Consider the following 14,848-nt stretch of genomic DNA (forward strand, 5'->3'; position numbering starts at 1 on the left):
GGGATCATATGGATTTCGGTACAATTCATAGTATTTATACCGTTGTACTCTTCGCTAGTTTTATCGGCATCGTATGGTGGGCATTTAGTAAAAAGCGTAAAGCACGCTTTGAAGAAGATGCCAACTTGGTGTTTGCTGACGAAGAACAAACGACCCCAAATAACCAAGGAGTGAAGAAGTAATGACTACATTCTGGAGTCTCTGGATTATCGTGATTACTGTCGGTACGCTGGTAGGCTGTGCGATTCTCCTGACTTGGTGCGCTAAAGATAAAATGGGCGTCGAGGAAGGGGAAGACATGGGCCACGAGTACGATGGTATTCGCGAGCTAAACAACCCTCTACCAAAGTGGTGGACTTACCTGTTTGTAAGCACATTTGTGTTCGCAGCAGTTTACCTTGCCCTATTCCCAGGTCTAGGTAGCTTCAAGGGCTTTTTAAACTGGCAGAGTTCGGCTCAAACCGTTCGCTCACTAGAAGAGTCAAAAGAAGCCATCGCTGCAGCACAAGAGAACAAGCAACTAAACCAATATGCAAAAGAACTGGATGATGCCGACGCTTACTTCGGCGAAGCATTCCGTAAACTCGCGCACAATGACAGTGGTCTACGCCCAATTCCTGAAATTGCGCAAGATCCTGAAGCATTAAAAGTTGGCCAACGTTTGTTTTTGCAAAACTGTTCTCAATGTCACGGCTCTGATGCTCGTGGTCAGAAAGGTTTCCCTAACCTAACTGATGATGCATGGCTATACGGCGGTGAACCAGCTGCAATCGTAACAACCATCATGCATGGCCGTATTGGTCAAATGCCAGCATGGAAAGATGCGCTTGGTGAGCAAGGTGTGCAAGAAGTTGTAAGCTACACACTTAGCCTATCTGGTCGTAAAGTGAATGCTCGTGAAGCAGCGGCAGGTAAAGCACGTTTCGTCGTGTGTGCAGCTTGTCACGGTACTGATGGTAAGGGTAACCCTGCAGTCGGTGCACCTGATCTTACAGACCAAGATTGGCTATTTGGCGACTCTCGTGCAGCTGTAACCGAAACCGTAATGAACGGCCGCTCAGGTGTAATGCCCGCGTGGAAAGACATTTTGGGTGAAGATAAAGTTCAGCTCGTTGCCTCTTATGTCTGGAGCTTAAGTAACTCAGAGAGTAAGTAACTGAGATATTAAGTAACATAGCAATAACAGCCCCTTTCATAGGGGCTGTCTTTCCTTTAAATTTAACGCCTTACATTTTTTCATTTAGCTGTTGAGAACTTTTTTATGGTAAAGCCTTGGTATAAACAATTTTGGCCGTGGTTCCTAATCATCCTTCCTCTTACTGTCGTAGTTTGGACTGTGATTACTGTGGTCGTTTTCTCGAACAACTCTGTTTCTTTAGTCGCCGAGGATTACTATAAAAAAGGCAAAGGCATTAACATCGACATTAGTAAAATGAATGTCGCTCGTGACCTAGGTCTTAACGCAGAGATTTCTTCTGAAAATAACAATGTTGTGATTGTTTTCGCTAAAGGGAAGCTATCTCATTACCCTGCTCTAACGGCCACTTTCACTCATCGTACTCTTCCTGATCGTGACTTTACAAAGCTCGTTACGGCGGATGCATCTGGTAATTACCGCCTAACGGCAGAAGAATCTATTCAAGGCCCTTGGTTTGTCGAACTACAACCACATGACCAACAATGGATGATCCAAGGTAAAGTTGAATTTCCTGCCTCGTCAACACCGTTAATGAAGTAAGCATATGTGTGAATCCTGTTATCACTGTGGTGAAGATGTACCAGCCAACACGGATTTTAAAGTTGATATACTCGGTGAATCCCGCAAGATGTGTTGTCCTGGCTGCGAGACGGTTGCTCAAACCATCGTAGACAGCGGCTTAGTATCCTACTATCAATATAGAACTGCGCCTGCGGAAAAAGCAGATTTAGTACCAGAGCAACTCCAAGCTTTAATTCATTATGATAATGAAGATGTACAATCAGAATTTGTGCGAAATCGTGAAAATGTCTCTGAAGTAACTCTTTCTTTAGAAGGCGTTTCATGTGCAGCTTGTGCGTGGTTAATCGAAAAGCAAGTCTCTAATACGGCTGGGTTAGTGTCTATCCGCGTGAATACAACCACTAACCGCGCATTACTAGCCTGGGATAAGACTCAGGTGCGATTAAGTGAGCTCCTATCTGTCATTCATAAATTGGGTTATAAAGCCGCACCATTTGAAGCTGATAAGCAAGAAGCCTCTTATCATCGAATGATGAAGCAATACTTATACAGATTAGGTATTGCTGGTTTAGCTACCATGCAAGTTATGATGCTAGCCGTCGCATTGTACCTAGAAGTTTTTGGTGACCTAGAACCGGAGTTTAAAAATTACTTTCGTTGGGTAAGTCTGATCTTTGCTACGCCAGTCCTACTCTACTCTGCTCTTCCGTTTTACTTAAATGCGTGGCGAAGCATCAAAGGCCGAACCCTCGGTATGGATGTGCCTGTCTCGATTGCACTTATTTTTGCCTATGTAGCCAGCTTAATAGCAACCGTTACAGAACAGGGCGAAGTCTTCTTCGAATCGATTTCAATGTTCACTTTCTTCCTATTGGTTGGACGATTTTTAGAGATGCGAGCGCGTCGCAAAGCCGCAGCGGCGAGTGGTAACCTATTAAAGTTGATCCCAGCGATCGCCACGACGCTGGATGGCGAGCAAATACCAGTGAAAACTCTAAAAGTTGGTGATCGTATTCGCGTCCTTCCTGGTGAACATATCCCAGCTGACGGCAAAGTTATTTCGGGTCGTATTCATATTGATGAATCCATGCTAACGGGTGAATCCGTACATGTTGTGAAACGAGAAGGCGATGCGCTTTATGCAGGAACACTAAACGGTGATGAGTCATTTGAGCTAGAGGTCATGAGTTCCAAAGCCGACTCAATGATTTCCAATATCGTGCGTTTACAAGATGAAGCTCAACACTCCAAACCTAAAATCGCAGAAATTGCAGACGTTGTTGCTCGTTACTTTGTTGGAGCAATTCTTATTATTTCTGCTGGTACTTGGTTTTACTGGCATCAAACAAAACCAGATGATGCGTTTTGGATCATGCTATCCGTATTGGTAGCCACCTGTCCATGTGCCCTATCTCTTGCGACTCCAACAGCTCTCACCTGTGCTACCTCTCGTATGGGAAACTTTGGCATTTTGCTTCGTAAAGGTCATGTGTTCGAGACGCTATGTAAGATCAACCACTTAGTTGTAGATAAAACAGGTACTCTAACGAAAGGCGATATTGAGATCTGTGATACAAAAGTGTTGAGTGATCTTCCAAAAGAAGATTGTCTCTCTCTAGCCGCGGCATTAGAAGCTCATGCAAACCATCCTATCGCTCGCTCTTTTGCAAGTTACGCCAATGATGACTTTGTTGTGTATGAAGTGCAAAACGTGATTGGTTCAGGGATTGAGGGGATCTGGAATGGCAAAGTCGTTAAGATAGGCAGTGCGGCTTTTGTTCAAGGCAAGGAAAGCGAAGAAAGCCACGCGGTCTATCTTTCAGTTGATGGCGAGCATGTCGCTAGTTTTTACTACCGCGACCCTATCCGAAAAGAAAGCAAAGCCTTTGTTCAACGTTTTGCCGACGCTGGAATTAAGACAACGCTGCTAACAGGTGACTCTCTCTCAAACGCTCGACCTGTAGCGAATGAAATTGGTATCGATCACGTCGTTGCGTCAGCAAAACCAGAAGACAAACTCGCGTACCTTAAGAGTCTTGATGAAGACAGTATCACAATGATGGTTGGCGATGGCATCAATGACGCACCTACTCTCGCCGGAGCTCATCTTTCTGTTGCAATGGGCGGTGGTACGGATGTCGCTAAAGCATCTGCAGATATGACGTTACTTGGGGATAATCTCGAAAAGCTACTAGAGGCACGTTTGCTTGCACTGCGTACAAGAAAGATTATTCGAGAAAACTTGGCTTGGTCTTTGGGTTACAACCTGTTAATTTTGCCTTTAGCTGTCGCTGGTTTAGTGGCTCCCTACATTGCAGTAGTTGGCATGTCTGCAAGCTCAATTATCGTTGTATCTAACTCTTTGCGCCTGCTCAAAGAGAAATAAGTAGAGAAAGCAAACATGGAAAGTCTTTATATATTGATTCCCATCGCTATCGTTCTCGTTTGTGTTGCTGTTGCCGTTTTTCTTTGGGCAGTAAGAAGTGATCAGTTTGAAGATCTAGAACGACAAGGACATAACATTCTTCTTGATGAAGAAGACAAATCTAATAGTGATAAAAAATAGCAACCTTTATGACTCCTGACTTTATTGGTGCTTTGATGATCGGCCTCGTTGGGGCCGGTCATTGCATGGGAATGTGTGGTGGTATCGCGTCTCTGCTTACCATGGGCTCTTCTACAAGTAAAAGCTCCCCCCTTATTCCACTCTTCTACAACCTAGGGCGATTGAGCAGCTATGCCGTAATCGGTGCATTAGTAGGCGGAGCAATATCAGGTTTATCTGAGCTAAGTGGATTAACGCATTCTCTTGCTTGGTTAAGGCTGATTGCCGCACTGTTCATGATTCTGGTTGCGCTTTATATTGCTAGATGGTGGCAAGGTTTACTGTTAATAGAAAAGTTAGGACAGCACATTTGGCGCTTTATCTCACCTGCTGGTAAGCGTTTGTTGCCATTAAAGCACCCTCTTCATGCTTTACCATTTGGCTTCATTTGGGGCTGGTTACCATGCGGCTTGGTTTATTCTGCGCTAACTTGGTCGGCGGTTTCAGGCAGCGCAATAAACGGTGGTCTTATTATGCTCGCGTTTGGCCTCGGAACACTTCCGGCAATGCTTATTATTGGATATGGTGCCAACCATTTTCAGAAATTACAAAAATCGTTAATATTTAGAAATATTTCAGCATTAATCCTTATTGGATATGGTTCGTACACTGCTGTAGGAGCTTTAGAGTTACTCGGTTTCATATAACGTTAAACTCTATTGAGGTGACATTTTTGCTACCCTTTAGGATTAAGCGATGCTAAAATATTGATGTATATCAAATAGTGAAAGGTTGTTATGATTTCTGAAAAACCTGCAACAAAGCGTATCCAATCAGGCGGTTGCGCCATTCATTGCCAAGATTGTAGCATTAGTCAGCTGTGTATCCCGTTCACTCTGAATGAGGCAGAACTTGATCAGCTTGACCAAATCATCGAACGTAAGAAGCCTATCCAAAAAGGACAAGAGCTTTTTAAGGCTGGTGACGAGCTAAAATCTCTGTACGCTATCCGCTCTGGTACCATCAAGAGCTATACGATCACAGAGCAAGGTGATGAGCAAATCACAGCGTTTCACTTGGCCGGAGACCTAGTTGGTTTCGATGCCATTACAGGTGACTCCCACCCTAGCTTTGCTCAAGCGCTTGAAACGTCGATGGTATGTGAAATCCCATACGAAATTTTAGACGACCTATCAGGTAAAATGCCTAAGCTTCGCCAGCAAATTATGCGTTTGATGAGTAACGAAATTAAAGGTGATCAGGAAATGATTTTGCTTCTTTCTAAAAAGAATGCAGAAGAACGTCTAGCGGCTTTCCTATACAACCTATCAACTCGTTTTTCTCAACGTGGCTTCAGCCCTAGAGAGTTTCGTTTAACGATGACTCGTGGTGATATTGGTAACTATCTTGGTCTTACAGTGGAAACAATCAGTCGCTTGTTGGGTCGTTTCCAGAAATCCGAGATCCTAAGTGTAAAAGGTAAATATATCACTATCTTAGACCACGATGCATTGATGGAACTTGCTGGTGTAACTAAAGAATAATACACCCCAATTATTGATGTAGCTCGAAAATGAGCTACATCATATTTCTCATAAATTCCTTTCGAAAGTCCTCAAAAAGTTACCCAAACTAAGCTACAGTAAAAATGTACGGTAAGTACTCCAAAATACTGATTTAATTTATATTCAGTATCTGGTTTTGCAATAGAAGTGGGCTTAGTTATGAGTATATACAGTAAGATCCTTGTTGTAGCTGACATCAATAATGATGAGCAGCCCGCACTTGCAAGAGCTGTTCAATTAGCTCAAAAAAGTGTATCTAGAAGCCGAATCACTTTCTTTTTATCCATTTACGATTTCTCTTATGACATGACGTCAATGCTATCAGTGGATGAAAGAGATGCTATGCGTCGAGGTGTTATCCATCAACGTGAGCAGTGGATGCGTAAAATTGCTCAACCTTATCTAAACGATGGCTTCGACTTTGATGTATGTGTCGTCTGGCACAACCGTCCTTACGAAGCAATTATCGCTGAGGTCTATGCAGGCAGCCATGACCTAGTCATTAAAGGCACACGTAAGCACGACGTGTTAGAATCTGTAATTTTCACTCCGACCGATTGGCACTTGCTACGTAAATGCCCTATCCCAGTACTTCTGATTAAAAATGCAGATTGGCCAGAACAAGCAAGCATTCTTGCCTCGGTGCACGTAGGCTCTGAAAATCCAACTCATATTGATCTCAACGATGCTATGGTCGAGCGACTAAAAGAAGTCACCACTCGACTGGATGCCAAACCATACCTTGTCAATGCGTATCCTGTTACACCGGCGAACATTACCATTGAACTTCCTGAGTTTGATCCAACGACTTATACCGATGCCGTTCGAGGTCATCACTTAACTGCGATGAAAGCATTACGCCAAAAACACGGCCTTGATGAAGAGCAAACGATTGTTGAGCAAGGCTTACCTGAAGATGTCATTCCAGCAGCAGCAGAGCGCTTGAATGCTGCAATGGTTATTTTAGGCACCACAGGGCGAACCGGGCTTTCTGCTGTCTTTATTGGTAATACAGCTGAGCACGTGATCGATAAAATAAATTGCGATGTATTGGCTCTAAAACCAAAAGGCTACATTAGCCCTCTCGATCCAAATACAGCAACCTAATCTCTCTTTAGCATTGCTATATTGAGCGCTTTCAAACAGACGCTAATAAATCCCCCTAATAAAAGGGGGATTTTTGCTTGGGGACAGTTAAAGCGTTGAATACAAAAAAGGAGGTCTAGTTGACCTCCTTTTTTACGAGTTAGATGTTCGTAACATCGATGAACATTGATTCATCAATATTCGTCGAAGAAACGACAGCCTCATTAAATTCATACTCTTCGCGGTTACCTTCACGATCTAGCGGTAAGTTAACAAAGTCGAACAATTCGCGGTCTGCTAGTTGGCTTGGGCTTACGTTTTGAATTGATTTAAAAATCGCTTCCACACGCCCTGGCGTCTTCTTATCCCATTCAATCAACATTGCTTTTATAGATTGACGCTGAAGGTTCTCTTGAGAGCCACAAAGGTTACACGGAATAATTGGGAAATCCTTGTGCTCAGCGTATTTGATAAGATCTTTTTCACGACAGTAAGTTAATGGACGAATAACCACGTTACGACCATCATCAGAGCGTAACTTTGGTGGCATTGCTTTAAGGCGAGAGCCGTGGAACATATTCAAGAACATTGTTTCAACGATGTCATCCATGTGATGACCTAGCGCAAGCTTAGTTGCACCAATCTTCTCTGCAAATGAATACAACGTACCACGTCGTAGGCGTGAACACAGACCACAAGTGGTTTTGCCTTCTGGTACTTTCTCTTTTACGACTGAATACGTGTCCTTATCTACGATGTAGTAAGGGATATTTAGTGTTTCGAAATACTCAGGCAGAATATGCTCAGGGAAGCCCGGTTGTTTTTGGTCTAGGTTTACCGCAACCACTTCAAATTTGATTGGCGCAGCTTTTTGAAGATTCAACAGGATATCAAGCATCGCGAATGAATCTTTACCACCGCTAATACATGCCATCACAACATCGCCTTCTTCGATCATGTTGTAATCAGTAATGGCATTTCCAACATGTCTTCTCAGGCGTTTCTGAAGCTTGTTGAATTCTAGGGTTTCTTTTCTTGTATCTATTTGGTTCATTGCGGGCTCTCACATCGCCGATAAATCGACTAGGACTTCCTAACATGGGTTTCTTTGGGGCGTGGATTATACGAGCTTTTTACGCAGGATTAAATGCTTGTCTTATTGAGTCTTTAAGAAAAGAGTGTGAAAGATACTTTAGTTACGGTCACAAATGAAAAAAGAGCCGCAATTGCAGCCCTTTCTAAACTCTCAGTGTTCACTTCTTTGCGTTAGGCAGATAAGGTAGCACTCGCATCGTCGGTTCTGGTAGTGTCATTGTGCCACCTTGCCCTATTTCACTTAGTGCGACTTGTATCTTGCCATTGACAATTGGCTTTTCGGTTCCGTTTGAGAAAATCACTTTATCATTCAGTTGATTTGCAAACTCCATCGTCACACCTTGAACTTCAGGTGTAAACCAACCCGCAAACATACCGCCTAAATCTTCCAGCATCGTCTGCATTTGAGGTAGAAGAGGCTTAAGTTGCTCGTAAGAAACGTTACCCTGTAATGGTTCTTTGGTCATCACGACAAGTGAGTAATCGCAGCGAGTATCTTTTGGAGTATCGACAAAAACCAACGGATTCGCTGACTTTAAGTTTTTATCGACTGGCAGAGGCAACTCTTGTGAAGCAGGGATAACAAACTCTTCATAGTGCTCTTCTTTTTCCATCCAAGCTTTTTCTATTGTACAAATTTGCTTAGTTTTTGCGTCCACAAAGAAGACGCCAACTTTCACGTTGTCATGCCCTTCTTTATTGTTGTTTTTGAGTTGGGTGTATAACTTTGAGTACGTGAACATGTACTCTTGAGCTTGGGTTATTGGCGATACAAGAATTAGCGCCGCACTTCCCAATAGACTTAGGCTTAACTTTTTCATTTTATCCGTTATTTTATTGTGTCCAGTAGGCGTTATTATGACGAATCATAGCGCGAAGATCGTGTACATAGGCAATGCCACGTTCAGAATATGCTATCAATCCATGAGTTAACTCTGAAGCCGTTGCGACCGATAACAGGTCTTTGTTCTTTTCGGCTAGAGAAGCTCTGATTTCACGCAGTTCAGCATACGCTGGGTTTCGATTGACATTCATAAAGTAGCCATGAACCGACTGCTGTACAGAATCGAATTTTTCAACTTCATGAGCTTTGCCTGCGCCACGTTGCGCAGGAACAATTCCACAACCCTTTTTATAACACCATTGGCCGAACAAGTTGTTCGCTTGAGTGGCAAAACGAGAAGTGCCCCACGCAGATTCATTTGCTGCTTGAGTTAGAACCAGCGCTTCTGGTAAGACATTCACTCGCACAAGCATTTCACCCAACCACGCGTGATCGACTTTGTTGTCGCTCAAAGGCAAAGAATACAGAGCCGCTAGTCGCTGAGCGTACTCTTCTTGCTCTTGAGTGATTTGTCCCACCTTTAAAGAAGTAAGAAACGCTCGTTCATGGCGAATTCGTTGATTCTCAAGTGCTATTTTAGGCCTTAAAAAATCAAAAAACGCCGCTTTTTTCTCTTTGGTGTCTTTTATTGCGTTGAAGTCAGGGATATCACCAATGTGTGGCAAATGAGACAAATCGACATGCTTAATTGTCCCGGACAGCACATCAGGATTCTCAACATATTTAAACTGTTGCTCGTAGTGTAAATACGGTCCAATGGAAATGAAAGTGGCGGCTATACAGGTAGCCGCCACTCGTAAACTTATTGATTTTAAAGAATTAGGCATCAAACACCTGTGAGTTACCATCGTGATCATTGTCGTTTTTCTGTGTTGCAACGATTTTGAGCTTAATTCCAAACATTTCGCGGTAGAGTATGCCTTTCAAATGAAAGAAGAATGGCAACACAAAAATCAAGCCAATACCGTAGAACATCGCTGCGACAATAAACATCAACATCACGCCTAAGTAAAGCCCTGCGACAACAAAAATCTTCTTGTTAATAGCGCGAAGTGATAACAGTAGCGCCTGCATTGGTGGCACTCTTTTTTCACAAATCAACAAGATAGAGTGACTAAACGCTAAAGAAAGATACAAGGACAGTAGAGGGAAGATCATACCAACTACGCCTTGCAGCATTAGGCTCATCAGCGTTGCTAGGATCACGGGAATAGTAAACTGCAGCCCTTTACCTACATGGCGCAACTTAGTCTTTAAGCCCGCTATATGACTCATCGCCATCAAGCTGATCCCTGCATAAATTGGGGCGCTGATCACCTCATAACTAAAGTTCGCGACATAAATAGAAGACACAATATCGTTAGTGAATGATTCTGGATTCTCAAATGCATCAAGAATAACGGTCAGATCACCCAACTGCAGTTGTAACGCGATATAGAAAATACCTAACTGGACAAAAAGCAATACAATAATAGCAGGAGAAAAGGATAAAAAGTGCTGGATGGTTGCTCGCCAAGCCTCATTGAAAACAGCCCCAGCTTTAAGCTCGTAGTTGCCAGACAAAGCTCGCTCTACACTCCCCCCAAGATTGAAATCTTTCTCAAAATCGTCGTTCATAGTTTATCCAAGATTAACTTGTAAAATTTTCACTGGAATTCCAGTCAATTAATGTGGCCGTTATTATAAAGAAATCTTTCCACATCTAACATTACAACTCACGTACTATCCTTGCAATCTCAACTGTATGGTTGATAATTAACCACTCACAAGGTTATGAAATTGAAAACAATTATTGTACAGAGCTTAGTGCTATCAAACTGTGTTTAAATGCCAATTAATCTTATAAAAACAGTATGGTAAGGAATGATGACTTTTGCCTGCAAAATTTTTTCTGTTTCAAGATAAGAAAATGCTTTAATTTCACAATTTTGGTGATTATGATGCGCGCCTCAAAAGTGAATGGCTAGTGTCACATCAGCTGGGATTATTCCAGCTTGAACGTGGGGGAAATACAGACGTTGAACGCAAAACCGCAAGCAGGAAAGCCAGTTATTCGTTTATCTGGTATTAGTAAAAGTTTCGATGGTAAGGAAATCATCGGTAATTTAAATCTGGATGTTAATCATGGTGAGTTTCTGACGATTCTTGGGCCTTCTGGTTGTGGTAAAACGACTGTTTTACGAATGATCGCTGGTTTTGAAGCGGCGGATAACGGTCAAATCATTTTGGATGACCAAGATGTAACACAGGTTCCTGCTGAGCAGAGACACGTCAACACGGTATTTCAAAGTTACGCACTGTTTCCACACATGACCGTTTTTGACAATGTCGCTTTTGGTCTTCGTATGCAGAAAACGCCTGCAGCAGAGATTGAACCAAGAGTAATGGAAGCATTACGCATGGTTCGTCTAGAAAAAATGGCACAGCGTAAACCGCACCAACTTTCTGGTGGCCAGCAACAGCGTATCGCAATTGCTCGTGCAGTTGTTAATAAACCAAAAGTACTTCTGCTCGATGAATCGCTATCGGCGCTGGACTACAAGTTGCGTAAACAAATGCAGATTGAGTTGAAGCAGCTTCAGCGTCAACTTGGTATTACCTTTATCTTTGTAACACATGACCAGGAAGAAGCCCTATCGATGTCAGACCGCATTATCGTGATGCGTGATGGCGTTATCGAACAAGATGGCTCTCCGCGTGAGATTTACGAAGAGCCTAAGAACCTGTTTGTTGCTCGCTTTATTGGTGAGATCAACGTATTCAATGCAACCATGCTAGAGCGCATCGATGACAAACGCATCCGCGCAGAAATTGAAGGTGTTGAATCCGTCGTTTACTACGATAAGGAAGCACAGAAAGGCGACAAACTACAAGTACTACTTCGCCCTGAAGACTTACGTATCGAAGAAATCAAAGAGTCTGAAGAAAAAGGCATTGTTGGTCACGTAACTGAGCGTACTTATAAAGGTATGACGTTAGATTCTGTTATCCAATTGGATTCAGGTATGCGTGTAATGGTAAGCGAATTCTTTAACGAAGATGATCCTGATGTGGACCACTCACTTGGCCAGAAAGTCGCTATCACTTGGGTTGAGAGCTGGGAGGTAGTACTCAATGATAAGCAAGAAGATTAATCTTCAGAACGCGATCATTGCCTTAATCGTAGGCTGGCTAACACTGTTTGTGTTGGTACCAAACGTGATGATTATTGGTACCAGTTTCTTAACGCGTGATGAAGCAAACTTAATCGAAATGACATTCACTTTCGACAACTACTTGCGTCTGCTGGACCCACTGTATGCGAAAGTGCTGATGCACTCGTTCTACATGGCAATTGTGGCAACGTTGTTGTGTTTAGTCATTGGATACCCGTTTGCTTATATCGTAGCGAAAATGCCTGAAAAATGGCGTCCGTTTATGCTGTTTTTGGTGATCGTACCATTTTGGACGAACTCTTTGATTCGAACTTACGGACTGAAGATTGTTCTCGGTACACAGGGCATTTTGAACAAGTCGCTGATGGCAATGGAAATCATCGACAAGCCGTTGCGTATTATGTATACCGAAACGGCTGTAATGATTGGTCTTGTATACATCCTACTTCCTTTCATGATTCTGCCGCTTTACTCGGCAATCGAGAAGTTGGACAACACTTACATCGAGGCAGCAAAAGACCTCGGTGCGAACAAGCTCCAAACCATTACTAAAGTAATTCTACCTCTGACAATGCCTGGCATTATCGGTGGCTGTTTGTTGGTTCTACTACCTGCGCTGGGTATGTTCTACATCTCAGATCTTCTAGGCGGTGCGAAGAACCTACTGATTGGTAACGTAATTAAGAGCCAAGTATTGAACGCTCGTGATTGGCCATTTGGTGCTGCGACCAGTATCGCCCTCACCTTCGCAATGGCGGTCATGCTTTACGCTTACTACCGAGCAGGAAAATTATTGAATAAGAAAGTGGAGCTAGACTAATGGGACGCACAGTTAGATTTAGCTTTATGGCGTTGGTTTATGCATTTTTGTATCTGCCAATCGTTGTACTAATCGTAAACTCATTTAACGCCAATAAATTTGGTATGAAATGGGGTGGTTTCACCACGAAATGGTATGAAACCCTAGTCAACAACGACAGCCTAATGCAGGCTGCATGGCACTCATTGAACGTGGCGGTATTTTCTGCAACAGCGGCTACTATTATTGGGAGCTTAACAGCTGTTGCCCTATTCCGTTACTCGTTCAAAGGCAAAGGTGCTGTAAACGGCATGCTGTTTGTCGTAATGATGTCTCCAGATATTGTCATGGCGATTTCATTACTTGCTCTGTTCCTAGTATTAGGCGCACAGCTGGGCTTCTTTACTCTATTGATTGCCCACATCACCTTCTGTTTGCCATTTGTGGTGGTAACCGTATACAGCCGCTTAAATGGCTTCGATGTGAAGATGTTGGAAGCAGCAAAAGATCTTGGCGCAAGTGAATGGGTTATCTTAAAGCAGATCATCCTTCCTCTTGCAAAACCAGCAGTTGCGGCAGGCTGGCTGCTTAGCTTTACCCTGTCTCTGGACGACGTAATTATCAGTTCGTTCGTAACAGGTCCAACGTATGAAATCCTACCATTGAAAATTTACTCGATGGTTAAGGTGGGTATTTCACCGGAAGTGAATGCTCTTGCAACGGTCATGTTGGTAGTTTCTTTAATTCTTGTCGTAATTTCTCAGTTGCTCGCAAGAGAAAAAGTAAAGTAAAATCCACATCCGTTAACATCACGAAACAGAATGGTTACATGCCATTCTGTTTTTCTATCTACCGTCCAAAATGATTTGGACAACGTTTGGTTTGGAGCTAACGTCAATGAAAAAATGGGCTACTCTATTAGCTGGTAGTGCATGTGCGCTTTCTCTGTTCTCAGGTTCAGCGGCAGCGGACGATAAAGAATTGGTATTTATGAACTGGGGGCCTTACATCAACAGTAATATCCTAGAGCAATTTACCAAAGAAACTGGTATCAAAGTGATCTACTCGACTTACGAGTCGAATGAAACTTTGTACGCAAAGCTAAAAACTCATAACCAAGGTTATGATCTAGTGGTACCTTCAACGTACTTCGTAGCAAAAATGCGCGATGAAGGTATGCTACAAAAGATCGATAAGACTAAGCTTAAAAACTTCGGCAACCTAGATAAGAACTATCTAGACAAGCCTTACGATCCAAATAACGACTACTCTATTCCACACGTTGTTGCGATTACAGGTCTAGCGGTTAACGCAGATATGTACGATCCAAACGACTTCCAAAGCTGGGCAGATCTATGGAAGCCTGAGCTTGAAGGTCAAGTAATGCTGATGGACGACACTCGTGAAGTCTTCCATATCGCTCTGCGTAAACTTGGCTATTCAGGCAACTCAAAAGACCCTAAACAAATAGATGAAGCGTACGCTGAGCTACAAAAGTTGATGCCAAACGTTCTAGTTTTCAACTCTGACAACCCAGGCGCACCTTACATGTCTGGTGAAGTGGGCGTTGGTATGCTTTGGAACGGCAGCGCTGCAGCTGCTCAAAATGAAGGCCTAAATCTTAAACTCGTATTTCCTAAAGAAGGCGGTATCGGTTGGGTTGATAACTTCGCTATCTCTTCCGGTGCGAAGAACGTAGAAGCAGCTCACAAGATGATCGACTTCCTACTACGTCCAGAAATCGCAGAGCAAATCTCACGTGATACTGGTTACTTAACAGCGGTAGAGGAATCGAACGCTAAGTTTAAAGATGTTGCACCGCTATTTCCTTCTCAAGAAGATCTTGATCGAGTGGAATGGCAAGATGCGGTTGGTGATCTAACCGTTAAGTACGAAGATTACTTCCTAAAGCTGAAAGCGGGACAGTAATCGAGCTTGTGTAACAAGTCATCGACTAAAAGAAAATAGGCAGCAATACGCTGCCTATTTTTGTAATTGACTGATATAATTATGCGTTGCTAGGTTTATCTGGCTCGATG

General features: G+C 43.0%; 16 protein-coding genes. 12 read left to right on the plus strand and 4 right to left on the minus strand.

The genetic code is table 11. The annotated features are described in order from the left end of the window. Nucleotides 1-8 precede the first annotated feature (8 nt). From EX191_RS02635 to uspE, 8 genes are all read left to right on the plus strand, one after another. A complete protein-coding gene (locus tag EX191_RS02635; RefSeq protein ID WP_005396487.1) occupies nucleotides 9-182 on the plus strand; it encodes a cbb3-type cytochrome oxidase subunit 3 in 174 nt (57 codons plus the stop codon). Continuing rightward, nucleotides 182-1,156 carry a cytochrome-c oxidase, cbb3-type subunit III gene (gene ccoP / locus EX191_RS02640; RefSeq protein WP_005377487.1) on the plus strand — a complete coding sequence of 325 codons (975 nt, stop codon included), beginning with the start codon at nucleotides 182-184 and terminating at the stop codon, nucleotides 1,154-1,156. Before EX191_RS02635 ends, ccoP begins: the two co-directional genes overlap by 1 nt. A gap of 105 nt (nucleotides 1,157-1,261) precedes the next feature. Next, entirely contained in the window at nucleotides 1,262-1,738 is a 477-nt protein-coding gene (locus EX191_RS02645; RefSeq protein WP_005396484.1) for a FixH family protein, read from the plus strand. Nucleotides 1,739-1,742: 4 nt separating this feature from the next. Beyond that, the gene (locus EX191_RS02650; RefSeq protein ID WP_193447079.1) at nucleotides 1,743-4,106 is read left to right on the plus strand and encodes a heavy metal translocating P-type ATPase; all 2,364 of its coding nucleotides are present in this window, start codon (nucleotides 1,743-1,745) and stop codon (nucleotides 4,104-4,106) included. A gap of 15 nt (nucleotides 4,107-4,121) precedes the next feature. Next, complete coding sequence (gene ccoS, locus EX191_RS02655) at nucleotides 4,122-4,286, plus strand: cbb3-type cytochrome oxidase assembly protein CcoS (RefSeq protein ID WP_012841826.1); 165 nt, start codon at nucleotides 4,122-4,124, stop codon at nucleotides 4,284-4,286. Between the two features lie 8 nt (nucleotides 4,287-4,294). Beyond that, the gene (locus EX191_RS02660; RefSeq protein ID WP_145474025.1) at nucleotides 4,295-4,972 is read left to right on the plus strand and encodes a sulfite exporter TauE/SafE family protein; all 678 of its coding nucleotides are present in this window, start codon (nucleotides 4,295-4,297) and stop codon (nucleotides 4,970-4,972) included. Between the two features lie 90 nt (nucleotides 4,973-5,062). Next, a complete protein-coding gene (locus EX191_RS02665; protein WP_005377497.1) occupies nucleotides 5,063-5,809 on the plus strand; it encodes an FNR family transcription factor in 747 nt (248 codons plus the stop codon). 180 nt (nucleotides 5,810-5,989) lie between these two features. Then, the gene (gene uspE, locus EX191_RS02670) at nucleotides 5,990-6,937 is read left to right on the plus strand and encodes a universal stress protein UspE (protein WP_053807422.1); all 948 of its coding nucleotides are present in this window, start codon (nucleotides 5,990-5,992) and stop codon (nucleotides 6,935-6,937) included. Nucleotides 6,938-7,076: 139 nt separating this feature from the next. Here the strand turns inward: uspE and ttcA are convergent, their stop codons facing one another. The 4 genes from ttcA to EX191_RS02690 all read right to left on the minus strand — a co-directional run bounded on the left by ttcA (nucleotide 7,077) and on the right by EX191_RS02690 (nucleotide 10,472). Then, nucleotides 7,077-7,970, minus strand: coding sequence for a tRNA 2-thiocytidine(32) synthetase TtcA (gene ttcA / locus EX191_RS02675; protein WP_005377502.1), 894 nt, complete (start codon nucleotides 7,968-7,970; stop codon nucleotides 7,077-7,079). Between the two features lie 199 nt (nucleotides 7,971-8,169). Further along, on the minus strand, nucleotides 8,170-8,832 hold the full coding sequence (locus EX191_RS02680; RefSeq protein WP_053807421.1) for a DUF2987 domain-containing protein: 663 nt from the start codon (nucleotides 8,830-8,832) through the stop codon (nucleotides 8,170-8,172). A gap of 13 nt (nucleotides 8,833-8,845) precedes the next feature. Beyond that, nucleotides 8,846-9,682 (minus strand): glucosaminidase domain-containing protein, encoded by an 837-nt coding sequence (locus EX191_RS02685; RefSeq protein ID WP_053807420.1) that lies wholly within the window; start codon nucleotides 9,680-9,682, stop codon nucleotides 8,846-8,848. After that, nucleotides 9,675-10,472, minus strand: coding sequence for a DUF2189 domain-containing protein (locus EX191_RS02690; RefSeq protein ID WP_012841829.1), 798 nt, complete (start codon nucleotides 10,470-10,472; stop codon nucleotides 9,675-9,677). The genes EX191_RS02685 and EX191_RS02690 overlap by 8 nt, the downstream gene beginning before the upstream one ends. 401 nt (nucleotides 10,473-10,873) lie before the next feature. On the opposite strand from EX191_RS02690, the gene potA reads away from it, so the two are divergent. From potA to EX191_RS02710, 4 genes are all read left to right on the plus strand, one after another. Then, nucleotides 10,874-11,989: a spermidine/putrescine ABC transporter ATP-binding protein PotA gene (potA, locus tag EX191_RS02695; RefSeq protein ID WP_005396475.1), complete on the plus strand. Its 1,116-nt coding sequence runs from the start codon at nucleotides 10,874-10,876 to the stop codon at nucleotides 11,987-11,989. Next, entirely contained in the window at nucleotides 11,970-12,830 is an 861-nt protein-coding gene (gene potB, locus EX191_RS02700) for a spermidine/putrescine ABC transporter permease PotB (RefSeq protein WP_012841831.1), read from the plus strand. Before potA ends, potB begins: the two co-directional genes overlap by 20 nt. Continuing rightward, a complete protein-coding gene (gene potC, locus EX191_RS02705; RefSeq protein WP_005396472.1) occupies nucleotides 12,830-13,600 on the plus strand; it encodes a spermidine/putrescine ABC transporter permease PotC in 771 nt (256 codons plus the stop codon). The genes potB and potC overlap by 1 nt, the downstream gene beginning before the upstream one ends. A 106-nt stretch (nucleotides 13,601-13,706) precedes the next feature. Then, nucleotides 13,707-14,738 (plus strand): extracellular solute-binding protein, encoded by a 1,032-nt coding sequence (locus tag EX191_RS02710; RefSeq protein ID WP_012841832.1) that lies wholly within the window; start codon nucleotides 13,707-13,709, stop codon nucleotides 14,736-14,738. The last annotated feature ends 110 nt before the right edge of the window (nucleotides 14,739-14,848 follow it).

This window comes from Vibrio chemaguriensis, assembly GCF_012275705.1.
Lineage (GTDB): Bacteria > Pseudomonadota > Gammaproteobacteria > Enterobacterales > Vibrionaceae > Vibrio > Vibrio diabolicus.

Bases quoted from the DNA above. Each gene is read 5' to 3' on its own strand.
- EX191_RS02690 (WP_012841829.1), bottom strand. From the start codon at position 10,472: ATGAACGACGATTTTGAGAAAGATTTCAATCTTGGGGGGAGTGTAGAG.
- ccoP (WP_005377487.1), top strand. From the start codon at position 182: ATGACTACATTCTGGAGTCTCTGGATTATCGTGATTACTGTCGGTACG.
- EX191_RS02660 (WP_145474025.1), top strand. From the start codon at position 4,295: ATGACTCCTGACTTTATTGGTGCTTTGATGATCGGCCTCGTTGGGGCC.
- EX191_RS02665 (WP_005377497.1), top strand. From the start codon at position 5,063: ATGATTTCTGAAAAACCTGCAACAAAGCGTATCCAATCAGGCGGTTGC.
- ccoS (WP_012841826.1), top strand. From the start codon at position 4,122: ATGGAAAGTCTTTATATATTGATTCCCATCGCTATCGTTCTCGTTTGT.
- potB (WP_012841831.1), top strand. From the start codon at position 11,970: ATGATAAGCAAGAAGATTAATCTTCAGAACGCGATCATTGCCTTAATC.
- EX191_RS02650 (WP_193447079.1), top strand. From the start codon at position 1,743: ATGTGTGAATCCTGTTATCACTGTGGTGAAGATGTACCAGCCAACACG.
- EX191_RS02710 (WP_012841832.1), top strand. From the start codon at position 13,707: ATGAAAAAATGGGCTACTCTATTAGCTGGTAGTGCATGTGCGCTTTCT.
- potC (WP_005396472.1), top strand. From the start codon at position 12,830: ATGGGACGCACAGTTAGATTTAGCTTTATGGCGTTGGTTTATGCATTT.
- EX191_RS02645 (WP_005396484.1), top strand. From the start codon at position 1,262: ATGGTAAAGCCTTGGTATAAACAATTTTGGCCGTGGTTCCTAATCATC.
- ttcA (WP_005377502.1), bottom strand. From the start codon at position 7,970: ATGAACCAAATAGATACAAGAAAAGAAACCCTAGAATTCAACAAGCTT.
- EX191_RS02635 (WP_005396487.1), top strand. From the start codon at position 9: ATGGATTTCGGTACAATTCATAGTATTTATACCGTTGTACTCTTCGCT.
- EX191_RS02685 (WP_053807420.1), bottom strand. From the start codon at position 9,682: ATGCCTAATTCTTTAAAATCAATAAGTTTACGAGTGGCGGCTACCTGT.
- uspE (WP_053807422.1), top strand. From the start codon at position 5,990: ATGAGTATATACAGTAAGATCCTTGTTGTAGCTGACATCAATAATGAT.
- EX191_RS02680 (WP_053807421.1), bottom strand. From the start codon at position 8,832: ATGAAAAAGTTAAGCCTAAGTCTATTGGGAAGTGCGGCGCTAATTCTT.